This window comes from Acidovorax sp. (assembly GCF_027492855.1).
Taxonomy (GTDB): Bacteria; Pseudomonadota; Gammaproteobacteria; order Burkholderiales; family Burkholderiaceae_C; genus Acidovorax.
In genome coordinates this window covers 19,406-36,732 of the sequence record NZ_JAPUDY010000008.1, presented here as the reverse complement: position 1 = coordinate 36,732, position 17,327 = coordinate 19,406, and the positions used below count along the sequence as shown (strand labels likewise).

Below are 17,327 nucleotides of genomic sequence, written 5' to 3'. Positions count from 1 at the left end.
GGGCGCCACCTCTCACCCCATCCATCCACCACTGGCTTTCAAGGAAAACACCATGACCACCATCACCGCCCGCATCCCCCTTGTTGATCGCTCCACCGCCAGCGGCCCAGCCCGCGCCGTGCTTGATCAGATCCACAGCGCTTTCGGCACCACGCCCAACATGTTCCGCGCCGTGGCCAACTCCCCCGCCGCGCTGCAAAGCATGTGGGGCTCGTTCGGCGCGTTGGGCGGCGGCACCCTGGGCGCCGCACTGGGCGAGCAGATCGCCGTGGCGGTAGCTAACCGCAATGGCTGCGAATATTGCCTGGCCGCCCACACCGCGCTGGGTCGTATGGCGGGCGTGGGCGACGACGCACTGGCCGCAGCGCAGTCGGGTGAATCCGCCGACCCACGCACCGCCGCCGTGCTGCGCTTTGCCTTGAAGCTGGTGAACGAACGCGGCCAGGTGGACGCTGCCGACGTGCAAGCGCTGCGCGCCCAGGGCCTGAGCGACGAGCACATCGTCGAGATCGTGGCCCACGTGGCGCTGAACCTGTTCACCAACTACGTGAATGTGGCGCTGGCCGTGCCGGTGGACTTCCCTGCCGTCAAGCTGCGCCCTGGGCGCTGAACCCCTGTGAGCGCACCGGGCCTGCCTGGGCGCCACCACCACACGCCACCCTTGCAGCATGAGGCTGATGAATCCCCCGGCTGGAGGCCAACACCCCCAATAATGCAGCCCATGCCGTAAAGCAGCGAAGAAGTTGCGAAATGGAGTGCAGTCCAACCGGGGGAGTCAATGGATTCTGTGCTGTGGGTGGTGGCCCTGGGCGCCGTGGTGGCAGGCTTTGTACAAGGCCTTGCGGGCTTCGGCTTTGGCATGGTGGCCATGTCCTTTTGGGCCTGGACGCTGGAGCCGCGCCTTGGCGCCGTGCTCACGGTGTGTGGCGCACTCACGGGCCAACTGGTGGCGGCTGCCACCGTGCGCCGGGGTTTTGACCGCGTGCGGCTGCTGCCCTTCGTGTTGGGCGGCCTGGCGGGCATCCCCATCGGCGTGGCCGTGCTGCCAAGGCTGGACATGGACGCCTTCAAACTGGTGCTGGGCACACTCTTGGTGCTGTGGTGCCCGGCCATGCTGATGGCCAAACAGCTGCCCCGCATCGCCCGCGGCGGGCGCGTGGCCGACGCGCTGGTGGGCATGGCTGGTGGCGTGATGGGCGGCCTGGGCGGCTTCACCGGCGTGCTGCCCACCCTGTGGTGCACCCTGCGCGGCCTCAACAAAGACATGCAGCGCGCCATCATCCAGAACTTCAACCTGGCCATGCTGCTGGTGACCTTTGTCACTTACCTCGCCACCGGCCTCATCACCCGCCAGGCCCTGCCCCTGCTGGCCATTGTGATTCCCGCCATGCTGGTGCCTGCGTTGCTGGGCACCCGGCTGTACCACGGCATCAGCGAGGCGAGGTTTAGACAGATCGTGCTCTCGCTGCTGACGCTGTCGGGGGTGGCGATGTTGGTGTCAGGGGTGCCCAGGGTGTTGGCACAGTTGGGGTAAATTTGCTCATCTATTGATAGCTGCTTGCGCTTTATAGATAAGCGGTAGAGGCTAATTTGGCAAGAAATTTTGCTCTTTGCGCTCAGCGCAGCGATTGGTCACTCAGCCTCCGTACGCCATCGCATCCAACGGGCTGACGGTGCCACCTGCGGCCACCTTCAGCACATGGGTGTAGATCATGGTGGTGGAAACGTCCGAGTGGCCCAGCAGTTCCTGCACCGTACGAATATCGGTGCCAGATTGCAGCAAATGCGTGGCAAAGCTGTGGCGCAAGGTATGAACAGTTGCATGTTTGGCAATGCCAGCCTGTGTACAAGCCTGCTTGAGCTGACGTGACAAGCGCTCTTCGTACAGATGGTGACGCCGCTCGACCCCCGTGCGCGGGTCAATGGACAGCTTGGGCGACGGAAACACCCAGTGCCATGCCCAACTTTGGCCAGCGCGGGGGTACTTTTCATCCAGAGCATGCGGCAGATGCACCCCACTGCGGCCGGCAGCACGGTCAGCCGCCCAAAGGGCGCGTGAAGCCGCCAACTGGTCGCGCATGGCCGTCACCAAAGAGCGCGGCAGCATCACTACCCGGTCTTTGTCTCCTTTGCCGCTGCGCACAACGATCACGTGGCGATCAAAGTCCACATCTTTCACGCGCAGGGAAAGCCCTTCGGCCAAGCGCATGCCCGTACCGTAAAGCAGGCGCGCCAGCAAGCCTTCACAGCCCTGGACCAACCCCAATATCAACTGCACCTCCGTGGCGGAAAGAACTACCGGAATGCGCTTGCGCTCTGGCGGGCGGCCAATCTGCTGCATCCAGGGCAAGTCCATGCTCAATACATCGCGGTACATGAACAACAAGGCATTCAGCGCCTGTCGATGCGTGGCGGGCGACACTTGCCGCTCGTTGGCAAGCATGGTGAGAAATGCCTGCACTTCAATAGAGCCCATGTCCTTGGGGTGCCTCATGCTGCTTTGTTGGGCCGACCACAGGATGAAAAAGCGTGCCCAATACAGATAGGCCTTCTCGGTCTTAAGGCTATAGTGCATATAGCGAATGCGCTCGCGCACTTGATCGAGTAGCCGCTTGGATGCTAGAGGCGGGGCGGCGGCTTTGTCGATTTTGTTATACCTGTTCATTCATCCAGTATCTTGATCTAACTTCATGATGTCAAACGGTTTTTTTGCAAGAACTGATCGATGTTATCCGCCGGGGGCTTGGTCATATCCGGCAGTTTGCCGACTACATCAAAGTTAGGCATCACAGGGCCCACGGCGGTTGTACTCGACCTATCTGCCCCCGCTTGGACACCGACACATGATCATCACCGCCGCTACGCCGCAGGAACTAGTCAACTGGTTTCACACACGCCAGGAGGAACAGCGCGTCCTTTGCGTAATGCTTGCTCCTGCGCAGGACGATCAGCGCAAAGTTTCCCAGTTGATCGCCGAGTTGTTCGAGGCTGACGCTGCCTTAGGTGAAGAAGTTGCCTTCTTACTCATTCACCCAACCGCCAATACTCCACTTGGTCTCGACAAGGGTTACGGTAGTTTTGCAACGCTCCGCGGAAGCGCGTTTCCCTCTCACACAGGGCGACGCGGACTTGCTTACTCTCTAAGAGACGCCGAAGTCTTTCGAGACATGAGCAACGAGGGTGCGCCATATCGACAAGAGGTCGCCGACAAGTCTGCGCGGGCTATGGCCTTGTTCGTCCCGGAATTCATGAAACTGTTCGGTGTTTCACAACGCGACCTCCCTGCCATGTGCGTCCTGGTGAAGGGACTTGATGAGTCAATCATCCTCCCCCTCGGCAAAGAGTGGACGAGAGAATCGCTCCTTGAACTGCTCGGACGTATCCGAGACGTTGGTGATGCGTTGCCCAACTTTCTTAACGAGTATCAGTCACTTGCAGACGCGGTGCCCGCAAAGCTCCTTTCGGCCTCCGAGGCGAAGCGAGAGATTGATGCGAAGATCTCACACATTGTTGAGATCCTCGAACGGCTCGCGCGTCGCCATCGGGGCACCGAAGGGGATAGGACTTTGATCGCTGACTTTGTTGCGCGAGGCTGCCCAAGCGCTAAGCAACTGCAAGACGTTCTCGGGCGTCTCTCATTCTGCTCGACTGATCGATACCTGAAGGATGGACAGGTCGGAAAGGCTCTGGCTTTGATGAGCAAAGTCGATGCAGTGCGCGATGGACTGAGCCAAGACCTCCAAGCTCGGAGATATGTCCTTTCAATCGCAGATAGAGCCAGGCAACTTGTTGAAAGGCGAGAGCAATTGTTCTTTGCAATCAATGATCTGCGCAACGCCCGCATTGCAACCACGTCGGCGGCCGGTTCCGGATCATTGGGTCGCGTGCGATCAACCCTTGAAGGAGTAAATCTCACGGGAGACCTGGGCGAAAAGTTGTTTGCAGCTATTGACTGGGTCCGAAAGCTTGTAGGCGCATAGGCAGACGCACGGTGATGCCTAACCCATCACTCAAGCGGGACGCGCCTTAGCTTCACGTTAGGCATCACAAACGAGAACATTAGGTGCTCCATCCTCCGAAATACACCGTGCGCAGACTCCAACCCACTGACGCTCCTTCCTTCTACGCGGCAGTACGGGAGTCGATCGACGAACTCACCTACTGGATGCCGTGGTGCTCAAAGGACTACTCCCTGTCCGACGCCGAGGCCTGGATGCAAACAACCAGAGACATGTGGGCCGCTGGTGCCGAGTACCCTCTCGGAATCTTCGACGCCAATACCGGCGCAGTTGTCGGTGGAACTGGCGTGAATCACATCAATCGTGCCTACCGCATCGGAAACATCGGGTACTGGGTCAGCTCAAAGCGAACCGGGCAAGGAGTCGCAAGGTTCGCGGCACATCAGTCTGCAGTTCTCGGCTTCGGGGACCTTGGCCTTACTCGCCTGGAGATAGTGGTTCTCACGCACAACAAGGCAAGTCAGCGTGTTGCCGAGACAGTTGGCGCAAAGCTCGAATGCGAAGCGAGAAACCGCTTGTACTTTCAGGGGACGCCCCAAAGCGCCTTCGTCTACTCACTCGTGCCTGAGGACCTCCGGTGATGCCTAACCCGTCGCTCAACCGGACCCGCAACGGCATGCCACCTACGGGCCTCATTTCATTCTGGCCCTCCGGCGTCCTGCCGTCGCGGGCCGGTTAGCTCGAACTACAAGGGCTTCCCCATAAAAGTCAAACGGATTACCGCGTTTGCCAGACAACCGGTAAGGCACCACGAACTTGGGCGCCATCAGGCGAACGGTGTGGCCAAACTTCTGGAACTCGCGCGCCCGGTGATGGGCGCCGGAGCAGGCCTCTACGCCGATGAGGCACGGCGGCAAAGCGGCGAGAAGCTCAAGCAACTTGGCGCGCGGCACGCTGGGGCGCACCAGCGCGGGCTGGCCTGTGGCATCAACGCCATGAACAGCAAAGACGTTCTTGGCGAGATCGATGCCGATAGTGACAATGGCAGACATGGACTTCCCCTTCCAACAAACGAGTGAGTTGATGAGAGATTGCACTTCCCATCGTGGCACTTTGATGCCGTACTCCGCAATTGCGCGGATCACTCGGGACGGGGAAGTCCCTTTCATTCGTTAGACCTTTACCCCATGAAAAAATTTGCCCTCGGCTTTCTTAGTTGCCTAATTGTTGTTGCTGGTATTGCCATCCCATACTTTTGGCCCCCTGAGCTTTCGCTTGTGTTTAACAGCGTGTTCTGGTCCTCACTGCTAATGCTCGCGAATTCTGGTTTGTTGGTTGGGTATCTTTATCTTCGTGGCGGCTCCTCGCAGGGAACACATTTCTTCTTCGCGCTATTGCTAATTCTGTCCGCCTCTCTTATGTACACAGGCTTTGAACAGATTGCTGCCAACACAGCGAAATGGGAGCCATTAATGCGGACTAACTATCCCACCTTGTTCGTTCTTCTTCTTCAATTCATCAGCTACACGAAAAACATCGTTGCATTTGGGTTTGCAGCCCTTGGGGCGAGTGTTGCTGCAAATGTTATTACCGCCAGGTTCAAACCCAAGGTCTAACATGGCGCTCAACCTCGCTCCCTTCGGTCGCTGGACGCTGCGCGATAAAGCCGCGCAGCGCCGGTTAGCTCTACTACAAGGGCTTCCCCATAAAAGTCAAACGGATTTCCAACCGTGATGCATCGCGCAGCGATGGATCACGGAATGTGTTCTTGACTTGATTTCATCGCCACCTTCTGCGCCAGCCCTGCGTTGCCCAATCGAGCAAAGGATGCGGACAGCGAAACTACAAACGGTCATTGATGCTGCTTGTCGCAGCGGACCCTGATGAAAGACGCGCGCGGGGGACCCATTCGTTAGCCGAGGATGCACCATGAGCTGGCCTTGCTGCTCGATGCTTTTGACGGGCACAAAGCGCATGTGGGGACGGGTGACGGCTTCGCAAATGGCAGCGGCGTCTGCCGCATCGTTCTTAGCGCGTTTGCCAGACAACCGGTAAGGCACCACGAACTTGGGCGCCATCAGGCGAACGGTGTGGCCAAACTTCTGGAACTCGCGCGCCCGGTGATGGGCGCCGGAGCAGGCCTCTACGCCGATGAGGCACGGCGGCAAAGCGGCGAGAAGCTCAAGCAACTTGGCGCGCGGCACGCTGGGGCGCACCAGCGCGGGCTGGCCTGTGGCATCAACGCCATGAACAGCAAAGACGTTCTTGGCGAGATCGATGCCGATAGTGACAATGGCAGACATGGACTTCCCCTTCCAACAAACGAGTGAGTTGATGAGAGATTGCACTTCCCATCGTGGCACTTTGATGCCGTACTCCGCAATTGCGCGGATCACTCGGGACGGGGAAGTCCCTTTCATTCGTTAGAGCCCACAAGTCATGATCTTCTTGCGAACTCTCTTGTCAATTGGCTGGCTGGCGCTCGGAGCTTGGTTTGGGCATTACATCTGGCTCCAGGCGAAGCTGGCTGGTGGATCTGGGTACCTTGTGCACGTCGGAATTGGGCGGCAGGTCTTCTTCGAGGCAGGCTGCGCCACTGTTTCGGTCATTGCCGCTTTTTGTGTTTTAGTGCCAAAGACAGCCCGTAGAATCTCTCGATGGCTGGCTGTTGCGAGTGGCTCTATCTACTCGCTTCTGTTGGTGGGAATTTTGCTTGGGTTATATCCCTTGGTACACCTTCTCTTGCCAGGTTCGTTCGCAACGGAATCCGGCCCTATGTTGTTAGGTGTCGTCCTTTCAGCAATCACTTGGGTAGTAAGTAGGGATGGGCTCTAACAAGTTGGTCAACCGGACACGCTCTGGTCGGCTTCGCCTCCCGGCGCGTGCCGGTTACCTCCGGCGTTGGGCTTTTGGTTGCCTTCAATCAGCAATGTTGCAAAGTCTCATGAAACTAAGGATCCTCTGCACGGATCGGGCGGAAAGTGTGCGCTGCGGATCGGGGTGGGCTGCAAGGCGCAAAGCGCAGCAATGGCCGTAGCTATTGCGAGCATTTGCAACGCGGCAGACCGCCCGAGGCCGCAGATGCACACGGCGCGGTGATTTATGCCGAGGATCCCAAGCCTTTCATAGAAAAACGCTGCCGACAAGCCGAGCAGCGTCCTCTCATGTCAAATGTTCAATGGCAGAGAGTGAGTGAATGAATGAAAAGGGGTCGGGCGGATAGCCCCGCCTCAATCTCCCATCACCACCCCCTCACGCCGTGGGTCTGCCCCACCCAACCACAGCTTCTTGCCATGCGCGTTCCCACGCGTGATGGCCTGCAGCCCGCTCGTCATGTTCATCTCGCGCACTTCGGCGCCACGGGCGCGCAGGGCTTCGACGGTGGCGGGCGGGAAGCGCTTTTCCTCCAGCAGCGTGGGGCCGTTCATCGAGCCGAAGTTGGGCAGGTTGATGGCTTGCTGGGGCAGCAGGCCCCAGTTGAAGACGCCGTACACCGTTTTGGCGGTGTAGTGGATGATGGCCGCGCCGCCGGGGCTGCCGCCGCTCATCAGGAGCTCGCCGGTGGCTTTGTCGAACACCAAGGTGGGCGCCATGGATGAGCGGGGGCGTTTGCCGGGTTGCACGCGGTTGGCGATGGGCTGGCCTTGGGCGTCGGTGGGGGCAAAGCTGAAGTCGGTGAGCTCGTTGTTGAGCAAAAAGCCTTTGACCATTTGCCGCGCGCCGAACTGGTCTTCGATGGTGGTCGTCATGGCCACGGCGTTGCCGTAGGCGTCGACGATGCTGATGTGGCTGGTGCCATATTCGGGCTGGTCGGGCATGGGGGCGTAGCTGGTTTTGGCTGCGCCGGGGTTGCCGGGTTGGGCGACCTTCATGCTTTGTGTGCCGATGAGCTTGGCGCGCTCGGCCAGGTAGGCGGGGGCGAGCAGGCTGCTCCAGCTACCGGCGGGGGGCTTTACAAAATCGGGGTCGGCCACGTAGAGGGCGCGGTCGGCAAAGGCCAGGCGCGCGGCTTCGGTGTACAGGTGTAGCCAGTCGGCACCTGGTGCTGGTCCTTGCAAGCCGTCTTGCAGCGGCTTGGCGGCGGCGTCGGTGTTTTTGAGGATGCCCAGGATCTGGCCGATGGCGATGGCGCCCGAGCTGGGTGGCGGGAAGCCGCACACGCGGAAGTTCTGGGTTTGGACCTGGTAGTCGTGGCACAGCGCCTCGCGCTTTTTGGGCTGGTAGCCGGCCAGGTCCGCCATGCTGAGCTTGCCGGGGTTGGTGGAGTGTTTTTGCACTTTGTCGACGATGGCCTGGGCGATTTCGCCTTCGTGCAGGGCCTTGCTGCCTTCGGTGGCGATTTTGCGCAGCACGGCGGCCAGCTCGGGGTTGCGCAGGTTAAAGCCCACGTCGCGGGCGTCGCCGTTGGGTTTGTAGAAGTAGGCGGCGGCCACCGGGTCTTTCTTGAGGTGGGCGTCGGCCTTGGCCAAGGTGTTGAGCCGCGCGCTGACCTTGAAGCCGCCTTCGGCCAGGGTGATGGCGGGCTGGAACAGCGTGGCCCAGGGCAGCTTGCCGTGCTGTTTGTGCGCCATCTCCAGCATGCGCACGGTGCCGGGCACGCCGACGGACCGGCCGCCCACCACGCCGTCGTAGAACGGCACGGGCTTGCCGTCAGCGCCGAGGAAGAGTTTTTCGTCGGCTGCGGCGGGCGCGGTTTCGCGGCCGTCATAGGCCTCCACCGCCTTGCCGTTGCTGTGCAGCAAAAAGGCGCCGCCGCCGATGCCGCTTGATTGCGGCTCGACCAGCGTAAGCACCATTTGCACTGCGATGGCGGCATCCACCGCCGTGCCACCGGCTTTGAGGATTTGGTAGCCCGCGTCGGTGGCCAACGGGTTGGCGGCGGCCACGGCGAACTTCTCGGTGGCCCAGCCGGGTTTTTCGGTGTAGCCCGAAGCGCCTTCGGGCTGGGCGGGCACGGTGTAGGCGGACTGTGACGGGGCGCTGGCACAGCCCGCCAGCAGCGCGGCGAGCGCGATGCTGGTCATGAGCGGAGCGGGGCTGAGCTTGCGGGTGGGCGGAAGGGCGGATGTGGTTGTCGTGGACATGGGCGTCTTCTCCTTCGTGGTGGCAAACAATCGGCCATCGTACGGGGTGAGGCCGGGGTTGGGGAGGCGGGGTTACATGGGGCTACAGACCCGGATTTAGAGTATTTTTAGGCTCTAACGCTTGTTGAATAAGCGCAAGCAGCTATCGAAATAATAGCATTTTGGCGGATGCTGTGTGCGCACCCCGGGTGTGCAGCGGAGCTCAGGCGGGCACGGGGCCTGCCTGGCCGTCTTGCACCACGAAGCGGGCGAGGGTGCTGGCGCCGCTGTCGGCGCGCAGGGGGTCGTCGAGCACGCGCAGGGTGGTGGTCCAGCGTTTGGGGGTGATGTCCGCCAGGCCGTAGCCGCGCTGGTCGCAGCGGGCCAGCAGCACATGGGGGTTGTGGCGCATCACGGCGTTGACCTTGTCTTGCGTGGTGCCCGAGCGCGAGCTGATGGAGGTGCCGCAGAACTCGCTGGCGATGATGGGCGAATCGGGCCGCTCGGTGTTGGCGTGCACGCGGCACACGTAGTTCTGGTGGATGTCGCCGCCCAGCAGCACGGTGTTGCGCGGCGCATGGCGCGCCACGGCCTGCAGCAGGCGGGTGCGGCTGGCGGGGTAGCCGTCCCAGTTGTCGGTGGAGGCGGTGCCCGAGGGGTAGTGGCGTGGCGAGAACAGCGTTTGTTGCGCGATCACACTCCAGCGCGTGGCGCCGTGGGCGGCGGCATCGGCGGCCAGGCCGGTGTCCAGCCATTGTTCTTGCGCCGCGCCCAGCAGGGTGCGGGTGGGGTTGGCCAGTTCGGCGCAGTCGCGCACGGCCCCGGCGCTGGCGGATTCGGGGGCGCGGCAGGCCTGCCAACTGCGGTACTGGCGGTTGTCGAGCAGGTGGATGTGCGCCAGTTGGCCCCAGCGCAGGCGGCGGTAGATTTGCAGCGTGTCCCAGCGAGTGTTGGGGGCGGCGCGGCCCAGGCTGGCCGCGCGCAGGGGCATGTTCTCGTAGAAGGCCTGCCAGGCGGCGCCGCGCATTGGCAGGAAGTCGGCAGCGTCGCCCCGGCCCGCATGCCCGGTGCCTGCGGCGTAGTCGTTTTGCACCTCGTGGTCGTCCCAGGTCACAGCCCAGGGGCAGGCGGCATGGGCGGCCTGCAGGGCGGGGTCGCTTTTGTGCAGGGCGTAGCGGTCGCGGTAGTCGGCCAGCGTGCTGGCGTGGCGCAGGCCGTGGGTGCGTGCCAGGTCGGTGGTGTTCTTGGGCGTGGCGTATTCGTAGATGTAGTCGCCCAGAAAAAGCACCAGGTCCGGCTGGTCGGCAACCAGGTGGCGCCAGGCGGCGTAGTGGCCGTGCTCCCAGCGCTGGCAAGAGGCAAAGGCGATGCGCAGCGTATCGGGCAGTTCGCCTGCCGCTGGCGCGGTGCGCGTGCGGCCCACCGTGCTCACGGCGTCGCCCAGCATGAAGCGGTAGTGGTACCAGCGCCCTGGCGCCAAGCTGCGCAGCTCCACATGCACGCTGTGCCCAAGCTGCGGCAGCGCGGGGGCTTCGCCTTTTTGCACGATCTGCGCAAAGCGGGCATCGTGCGCCACCTCCCACCGCACGGTGTGGGCGGCTTGCATCTGCGCAGGCTGGGTCAGCACCAGGCGCGTCCAGAGCACCATGCCATCGGGCGCCGGGTCGCCGCTGGCGACGCCGAGGGCGAAGGGGTTGGATGGCAGCGACGGCGGGTTGCTCCACGCCCAGCGGGGCAGTGTGGTGGCGGTGGCGGCCACTGCCGTGTACCGCAAGAAGGTTCGCCTCTGTTCTGGAGTCATTGCCGCGGTCCTTGGCGCTGGGCGCTGCCTGCAGCAACTGGCGCGGCCCAGGCAAGGGGCGCTGAGCAAAGACCGCCCCGCAGTGAGGGTGTCGTCCCCCTTCTTGAGGGTGAAGGCGCGGAGCGACCCAGGGGGGAGACAGTCAAGCCGCCATCACCCGGTTTTTGCCCGACCGCTTGGCCAGGTACATGGCCTGGTCGGCGCGGCGGATCGCGTCGGCGCTGCTTTCGGTTTCACCCAGCTGGGCCACACCGGCGCTGAAGGTGATGAGGACCTTCTCGGCCCCTTGCAAAAAGAAGCGTGTGGTCAGCTCGCGCTGCAGCCGCGTCATGGCGGCCACGCCGCTTTCCACCGCCGTGTCGGGCAACACGATCACGAATTCCTCGCCGCCATAGCGGGCCAACAGGTCTTGTGGCCGCATCACGTCGCGCGTGACCTGGGCCAGGTGCACCAGTGCCGCGTCGCCGCCAGAGTGGCCGAGCCGGTCGTTGATGGTCTTGAAGTTGTCGATGTCCAACAGCGCCAGGCACAGCGGCGAGCCCAGGCGGCGGGTGCGGGCGATCTCGCGCTCCATGGCCTCGTCCAGGCCTTTGCGGTTGAGTGAGCCCGTCAGCGGGTCGTGGCGGGCCTGGGCGCTGGCGCGGTCGAGTTCTTCTTGCAGCTTGGCGACTTCGGCGCGTTTGGCCTCGGTGCGCTCGCGCAGGTCCTGCAGTTCGTCGTGCGTCACGCGGCTGTCCAGCGCCATGGCGCGGGTGGCGCTCATCACCTCCTGCAGCACCGGGGCGATGTCTTGCAGCGTGCTGGCCTTGCCGATCAGGTCCGCGCAGCGCTCCATCGTGCTTTGGTAGGTGGTGCTGGAGGCCGTGATTTTGACCAGCCGTTCGATGAACGTGGCCAGCATGTCCTTCATCTGCTCCTGGGCTTCCATGGAGCGGGCCTTGGCCTCTGTCTGCTTGAAGATCACGTCCTTGAGCCGCCGCTGCACATCGTCCAGCCGCCGCAGCGTGAGCGGCGGGGTGGATGCCGTCATCAGCGCCTCAGCCTGGCCGTGCAGCCACTGGTCGTCCACGCTGAGCACGGAGATGTTTTCGAACACCATGTGCAAAAGCTCTAGCAGGCATGCGCGGATGGCAGCCTGGTCTTCGGTGGCGAACGACAGCCGGTAGGCGAAGCTGCCCATCATCTGCTGGGCCGTGGCGACCTGGGGGGTGGGTTCGCGCAGAAAGGTGACGAGCTGCCGCGCCATCTCGATCACCTTGGCGTCGTCTTCTCCCAGCGCTGGCACGGTGTTGTCGATGAGGCGGGCCAGCGTCTCGGCAAACTCTGGCGGCAGCTCGCCCAGGGCTGTGGGCGCATCGGCGGTTTCGATGGGGGTGGCCGTGGTGGCGGTGCGGCCCAGGTTGGCATAACCTACCATCACGCTTTGCAGCGAGGTCCAGTCCTTGGTGATGATGGCCCGCTCGAACTGGCTCAGCAGCCGCTTCTGGGCCGGGGTCTGGGCGGGGAGCACCCGCTGGATGTTGCTCAGCGGCCCCTCGGGAAAGGGCTGCGGGCTGTGGGTGCCTGCAATTTCGTCGTACAGCGCCAGGTACTTGTCGGGGGTGGGTTGCAACCGGCGCGCGGCCAGTTGCTTGAGCGTCTCGCGTGCGATCTCGGAAGGTGGTCGGTCGGCCATGTGAGGGCACCAGTGTCAGGGGCAGGGATGCGCAAGTGTGACACAGCAGACGGCTTTTTTGTGCAGGGCGACGCGGTGCGCTTGGCGCCGCCTGCTGGGGCTGGCCGGTGGCTTAGTTGACCATCACGAGCTTGCCCATCACCCCGCGCGAGCCCATGTGGGCGTAGGCGGCGGGCAGCTCGGCCATGGGCATGGTGCGGTCGATCACGGGTTTGATCTTGCCTTGGGCATACCACTGTGCCAGCTCGCCCATCATGGCGGCGTTGGCCTTGGGTTCGCGCTTGGCGAAATCGCCCCAGAAAACGCCCACGATGGATGCGCCCTTGAGCAATGCCAAGTTGAAGGGCAACGCCGGAATAGGCCCCGAGGCAAAACCCACCACCAGGTAGCGCCCGCGCCAGGCGATGGAGCGGAAGGCGGGCTCGGCAAAGTCGCCGCCCACGGGGTCATAGATCACATCCGGGCCTTTGCCGTCGGTGAGCGCCTTGATGGCATCGCGCAGGTTGTCTTTGCTGTAGTTGATGGTTGCATCGGCCCCGATGGAGGTGCACAGCGCACATTTTTCATCGCTGGAGGCGGCGGCAATCACCCGCGCGCCCATGGCCTTGGCGATTTGGATGGCCGCAGTGCCAACGCCCCCGGCGGCGCCCAGCACCAACACGGTTTCGCCCGCCTTGAGCTGCGCGCGGTCCACCAGCGCGTGGTGCGAGGTGGCATAGATCATGATGAATGCGGCGGCATCCACATACGAGAACCCATCGGGCAGCGGCATGCACAGGGCGGCGGGCGCCAGGGTGTGGGTGCCAAAGCCGCCGGTGCCTGACAGGCAGGCCACGTTCTGGCCCACCTTGAGGTGCGTGACGCCTTCGCCCACGGCTGCGACCACTCCGGCATATTCAGAGCCCGGCACAAAGGGCAGCGGGGGCTTGATCTGGTATTTGTTCTGCACGATCAGCAGATCGGGGAAGTTCAGGCTCGCAGCCTTGATCTCGATGAGCACCTCGCCCGCCTTGGGCGTGGGGGTGGGCAGTTCGGTCCAGGTGAGCGCCTCAACGCCGGTGGGGTTGGTGCAGAGCCAAGCGTGCATGGGGAAAGTCTCCTGTCTATCTGTCTTGCCGATGAATGCACCGCATGATAGGTGGGGCTGCGGCAGGCGGGATGTCCCACGAGCGACGGGCAGGTGGCCTGCCAGGCGAGAGTAGGGGAGATGAGAGGGCGCGGACACCACGCCCCACCTACAATCCTTTGCAACCGCCTTACCGTGACCATGAAAATTCTGATTTCCAACGACGATGGCTACCAGGCCCCCGGCATCGTGGCGCTGCATGACGCGCTCAAGACCCTGGAGGGCGTGGAGGTGGATGTCATCGCCCCCGAGCACAACAACAGTGCCAAGTCGAACGCGCTGACCCTGCATTCGCCCTTGTACGTCCACAAGGCCGCCAATGGCTTTCGCTATGTGAATGGAACGCCCGCCGACTGCGTGAACATTGCCCTCACCGGGCTGCTGGGCTATCGGCCCGACCTGGTGGTGTCTGGCATCAACAACGGCGCCAACATGGGCGACGACACCATCTATTCCGGTACGGTGGGCGCGGCCATGGAGGGGTATCTGTTCGGTATCCCCGCCATTGCGTTCTCGCAGGTGGACAAGGGCTGGGGCGAGCTGGAAGCCGCCGCCGCCAAGGCCCGCGAGATCGTGGCGCATATGCGCGCCCAAAGCCTGGTGGGCGGAGCCCCCTGGTTGCTGAATGTAAACATTCCGAACATGCCGCTGGATGCGCTGCGGCCCGTCAAACTGTGCCGCCTGGGGCGCCGCCACGCGGCTGAGCGCGTGATCGTGCAGGAGAGCCCCCGGGGCGAGGCGATGTACTGGATTGGCGGCGCCGGGGACGCCAAGGACGATGCCGAGGGCACGGATTTTCACGCTACGGCGCAGGGCCATGTGTCCATCACGCCGCTGAAGGTGGACCTGACCGACCACGACAACCTTGGCCAGTGGGCGAAGGCTGCGTCCTATATGGCAGCTGCAGGGGCGGCCCCCGCCCCCGGCGTGTGATGCAGCAGCGCCGCCCAGGGTTTCCGGCCAGGTTGCCGGGCGCTGGCAACGCCACGGGCAAGCCCGCAGCACCGGTGTCTGGGCCCGCGCCTGCCGCTGCGGTGCGTAAGCCTGTGGCCATTGCTCCGGTGGGCGTGGGGCTGGATTCTTCTGCCATCCGTGCCCGCATGGTGCAAAAGCTCGCTGCGGGCGGCGTTACCTCGGCACCCGTGCTGCAGGCCATGGGTGCGGTGGAGCGCCACCGGTTCGTGGACAGCGCGCTGGTCAACCAGGCCTATGAAGACACCAGCCTGCCCATCGGGCTGGGTCAGACCATCTCGAAACCCAGCGTGGTGGCGCGCATGTGCGAGCTGTTGCTCGGCGCCGAGGGCGCGCGCGCGGCCGGCCTGGGCCGGGTGCTGGAGATTGGCACGGGCTGCGGCTACCAGGCGGCGGTGTTGAGCCTGCTGGCGCGCGAGGTTTATACGCTGGAGCGGCTGCGCGGCCTGCACGACAAGGCGCGCGACAACCTGCGCCCGTTTCGGCTGGCCAACGTCCACTTGCTGTTTGGTGACGGCATGCTGGGCTATGCCAAAGGCGCGCCTTACGCGGCCATCATTGCAGCGGCCGGCGGCGATGCCGTGCCCCAGGCCTGGTGCGATCAGTTGGCCGTGGGCGGACGGCTGGTGGCGCCCATTGCGCTGTCTGCCGGGCAGCAAATGTTGTTGGTTATCGACAAAACTCCGCACGGATTGAAACAAAGCGTGCTCGAGCCGGTTCACTTTGTCCCTCTAAAATCGGGGATTGCGTAAAGGGAATTGCTTATGTTCGTATCGCGTGGTCTTGTGGTGGGGTTTACCGTGGCAGTGGCGGGGCTGGTGCTCTCCGGCTGCGGTACCAGCATGAACAAGGCTCCTGTGGAAGATCGGGGCACCTCCTCATCCTCCGCGCCAGCGTCGGCGGCACAGCCCGGCGTGGTGGTTGGCACCCCTATCAAGCCATTGCCTGGGGCTGAAAATGCAGGCAAACCGGGCTACTACACGGTCAAGCCGGGGGATACCCTGATTCGCATCGGGCTGGAGTCCGGCCAGAGCTGGAAGGATATCGCCCGCTGGAACAACCTTGAAAACGCCAATCTGATCGAAGTGGGGCAGGTGCTGCGCGTGGCGACGCCCGTTGCAGCGGCTACCGCCGTAGCGTCCGACACCGGCGTGGTGACACGGCCCGTGACCTCTTCGGCCGTGGCGCCCAGCGCGCCTGCGCCTGCATCTGCTGCCAGCGCTGCCAAGCCAGTGCCCCCCGCTGCGTCGGGCGTGGTGGTGGCTGTGGCGCCCGCCACGCCAGCGCCTGCTGCAGCGCCTGCGGGAGAAGATGACCTCGCCTTCATCTGGCCTGCTCCAGGTTCACTGATTGCAGGTTTTGACGAGGTGCGCAACAAGGGCTATGACATCGCAGGCAAGGCGGGTGATCCCGTGCTGGCTGCTGCTGATGGCCGTGTGGTCTATGCCGGTGCGGGCTTGCGTGGCTATGGCAATCTGGTGATCTTGAAGCACAACAACACCTTTTTGACGGCTTACGCGCACAACCAGTCGCTGCTGGTCAAGGAAGACCAGAGCGTGCGCAAGGGGCAGAAGATTGCCGAAATGGGCAACACCGATGCAGACCGCGTCAAGCTGCATTTCGAGATCCGCCGGCAAGGCAAGCCCGTGGACCCTTCGCGCTATCTGCCCGCCCGTTGATCCCGATGGTGGCTGATCTGCCGCAGGGCGGCGAGGATCTGCTCGCCGATGAGTCGGAGGCGCTGGCCGACACCAGCAGCGAGTTGCGCCACATGCTGGTGGGGGCGCAGCAGCATGCCGCCCGGCTGGACAAGGCACTTGTGGACCTGGTGCCCGAGTTCTCCCGCAGCTACCTGCAGCAGTTGCTGGCGCAGGGGCTGGTCAGCCTCAATGGCAAGCCGGTGCAGAAGGCCGCCGCCCGCGTCAAGGCGGGGGACCAACTGGTGCTGGAAATGCGGCCAACGCTGCAAAGCCAGGCCTTCCGCCCCGAGCCCATGGCCATTGACGTGGTCTATGAAGATGCGCACCTGCTTGTGGTGAACAAGCCTGCGGGCCTGGTGGTGCACCCGGCGCCAGGCAACTGGAGCGGGACCTTGCTCAACGGTTTGCTGGCCCGCGACGACAAGGCCCTGCTGGTTCCGCGCGCTGGCATCGTGCACCGGCTCGACAAGGACACCAGCGGCCTCATGGTGGTGGCCCGCGACCGTGCCACCATGGATGCCTTGGTAGCGCTGATTGCCGAACGCAAGGTCAAGCGGCAGTACCTCGCCATAGCGCATGGGGCCTGGACAGGCGCCAAGAGCCGTTCGGTCGATGCCCCCATCGGGCGCGACCCGCGCAACCGGCTTCGGATGGCTGTGGTGGACCTGGCGCTCCATGCGGGCAAGTCCGCGCGGACCGATGTGTTGTGGCTGGACGGAGCCGACCAGGGTTGCTGGGTGCAATGCACCTTGCACACAGGGCGGACGCATCAGATCCGGGTGCACATGGCGTTGCTCAAGCACCCGCTTGTCGGGGACAGCCTGTATGGCGGAAACCCCCTGGGGGCCATGCAGCGCCAGGCGCTGCATGCGTACCGGTTGGCGTTCGTGCACCCGATGACCGGCGATGCGATGGAGTTCCATGCGCCGGTGCCTGAGGACATGCGGCAGGCGCTGTCTTCTTGGGGCCTGGGCTACAATGCGCCCTGATTGCCAAACCGGCCTCTAGCCCGAAGACGGAATCCCGCCGGG

The 17,327-nt window shown here is 63.5% G+C and carries 14 protein-coding genes and 2 pseudogenes; 9 read left to right on the top strand and 7 right to left on the bottom strand.

All coding sequences use genetic code 11. The annotated features are described in order from the left end of the window. Window positions 1-52: 52 nt before the first annotated feature. The gene (locus Q0105_RS01080) at window positions 53-610 is read left to right on the top strand and encodes a peroxidase-related enzyme (RefSeq protein WP_298207846.1); all 558 of its coding nucleotides are present in this window, start codon (window positions 53-55) and stop codon (window positions 608-610) included. 168 nt (window positions 611-778) lie between these two features. After that, window positions 779-1,534 (top strand): sulfite exporter TauE/SafE family protein, encoded by a 756-nt coding sequence (locus Q0105_RS01075; protein ID WP_298207844.1) that lies wholly within the window; start codon window positions 779-781, stop codon window positions 1,532-1,534. 102 nt (window positions 1,535-1,636) lie between these two features. Here Q0105_RS01075 and Q0105_RS01070 read toward each other — a convergent pair whose 3' ends face one another. Beyond that, entirely contained in the window at window positions 1,637-2,665 is a 1,029-nt protein-coding gene (locus Q0105_RS01070; protein WP_298207842.1) for an integron integrase, read from the bottom strand. Window positions 2,666-2,843: 178 nt separating this feature from the next. On the opposite strand from Q0105_RS01070, the gene Q0105_RS01065 reads away from it, so the two are divergent. Next, window positions 2,844-3,980 (top strand): hypothetical protein, encoded by a 1,137-nt coding sequence (locus Q0105_RS01065; RefSeq protein WP_298207840.1) that lies wholly within the window; start codon window positions 2,844-2,846, stop codon window positions 3,978-3,980. Window positions 3,981-4,087: 107 nt separating this feature from the next. After that, window positions 4,088-4,600, top strand: coding sequence for a GNAT family N-acetyltransferase (locus Q0105_RS01060; RefSeq protein ID WP_298207838.1), 513 nt, complete (start codon window positions 4,088-4,090; stop codon window positions 4,598-4,600). 138 nt (window positions 4,601-4,738) lie between these two features. On the opposite strand, the pseudogene Q0105_RS01055 reads toward Q0105_RS01060, so the two are convergent. Then, a pseudogene (locus Q0105_RS01055) lies at window positions 4,739-5,011 on the bottom strand (IS110 family transposase); the annotation flags it as partial. Between the two features lie 135 nt (window positions 5,012-5,146). On the opposite strand from Q0105_RS01055, the gene Q0105_RS01050 reads away from it, so the two are divergent. Beyond that, window positions 5,147-5,575, top strand: coding sequence for a hypothetical protein (locus tag Q0105_RS01050; RefSeq protein ID WP_298207836.1), 429 nt, complete (start codon window positions 5,147-5,149; stop codon window positions 5,573-5,575). A 339-nt stretch (window positions 5,576-5,914) separates the two neighbouring features. Here Q0105_RS01050 and Q0105_RS01045 read toward each other — a convergent pair. The 5 genes and pseudogenes from Q0105_RS01045 to Q0105_RS01025 form a co-directional block, all read right to left on the bottom strand. After that, window positions 5,915-6,262: pseudogene (locus Q0105_RS01045) on the bottom strand (transposase); the annotation flags it as partial. A 927-nt stretch (window positions 6,263-7,189) separates the two neighbouring features. Next, window positions 7,190-8,983 (bottom strand): gamma-glutamyltransferase family protein, encoded by a 1,794-nt coding sequence (locus tag Q0105_RS01040; protein WP_298208385.1) that lies wholly within the window; start codon window positions 8,981-8,983, stop codon window positions 7,190-7,192. Between the two features lie 262 nt (window positions 8,984-9,245). After that, window positions 9,246-10,823 carry an alkaline phosphatase D family protein gene (locus tag Q0105_RS01035; protein WP_298207834.1) on the bottom strand — a complete coding sequence of 526 codons (1,578 nt, stop codon included), beginning with the start codon at window positions 10,821-10,823 and terminating at the stop codon, window positions 9,246-9,248. A gap of 142 nt (window positions 10,824-10,965) precedes the next feature. After that, window positions 10,966-12,498, bottom strand: coding sequence for a GGDEF domain-containing protein (locus tag Q0105_RS01030; protein WP_298207832.1), 1,533 nt, complete (start codon window positions 12,496-12,498; stop codon window positions 10,966-10,968). 112 nt (window positions 12,499-12,610) lie between these two features. After that, entirely contained in the window at window positions 12,611-13,585 is a 975-nt protein-coding gene (locus Q0105_RS01025; protein WP_298207830.1) for an NADPH:quinone oxidoreductase family protein, read from the bottom strand. Between the two features lie 180 nt (window positions 13,586-13,765). Here Q0105_RS01025 and surE point away from each other — a divergent pair, with 180 nt between their 5' ends. Genes surE through Q0105_RS01005 form a run of 4 tightly spaced genes read left to right on the top strand, consistent with a single transcriptional unit; the run spans window position 13,766 to window position 17,285 of the window. Beyond that, the gene (gene surE / locus Q0105_RS01020) at window positions 13,766-14,557 is read left to right on the top strand and encodes a 5'/3'-nucleotidase SurE (protein ID WP_298207828.1); all 792 of its coding nucleotides are present in this window, start codon (window positions 13,766-13,768) and stop codon (window positions 14,555-14,557) included. After that, complete coding sequence (locus Q0105_RS01015; RefSeq protein ID WP_298207826.1) at window positions 14,557-15,348, top strand: protein-L-isoaspartate(D-aspartate) O-methyltransferase; 792 nt, start codon at window positions 14,557-14,559, stop codon at window positions 15,346-15,348. Before surE ends, Q0105_RS01015 begins: the two co-directional genes overlap by 1 nt. Window positions 15,349-15,360: 12 nt before the next feature. Further along, entirely contained in the window at window positions 15,361-16,275 is a 915-nt protein-coding gene (locus Q0105_RS01010) for a peptidoglycan DD-metalloendopeptidase family protein (RefSeq protein WP_298207824.1), read from the top strand. 5 nt (window positions 16,276-16,280) lie between these two features. Continuing rightward, entirely contained in the window at window positions 16,281-17,285 is a 1,005-nt protein-coding gene (locus Q0105_RS01005) for an RluA family pseudouridine synthase (RefSeq protein WP_298207822.1), read from the top strand. Window positions 17,286-17,327: the final 42 nt, after the last annotated feature.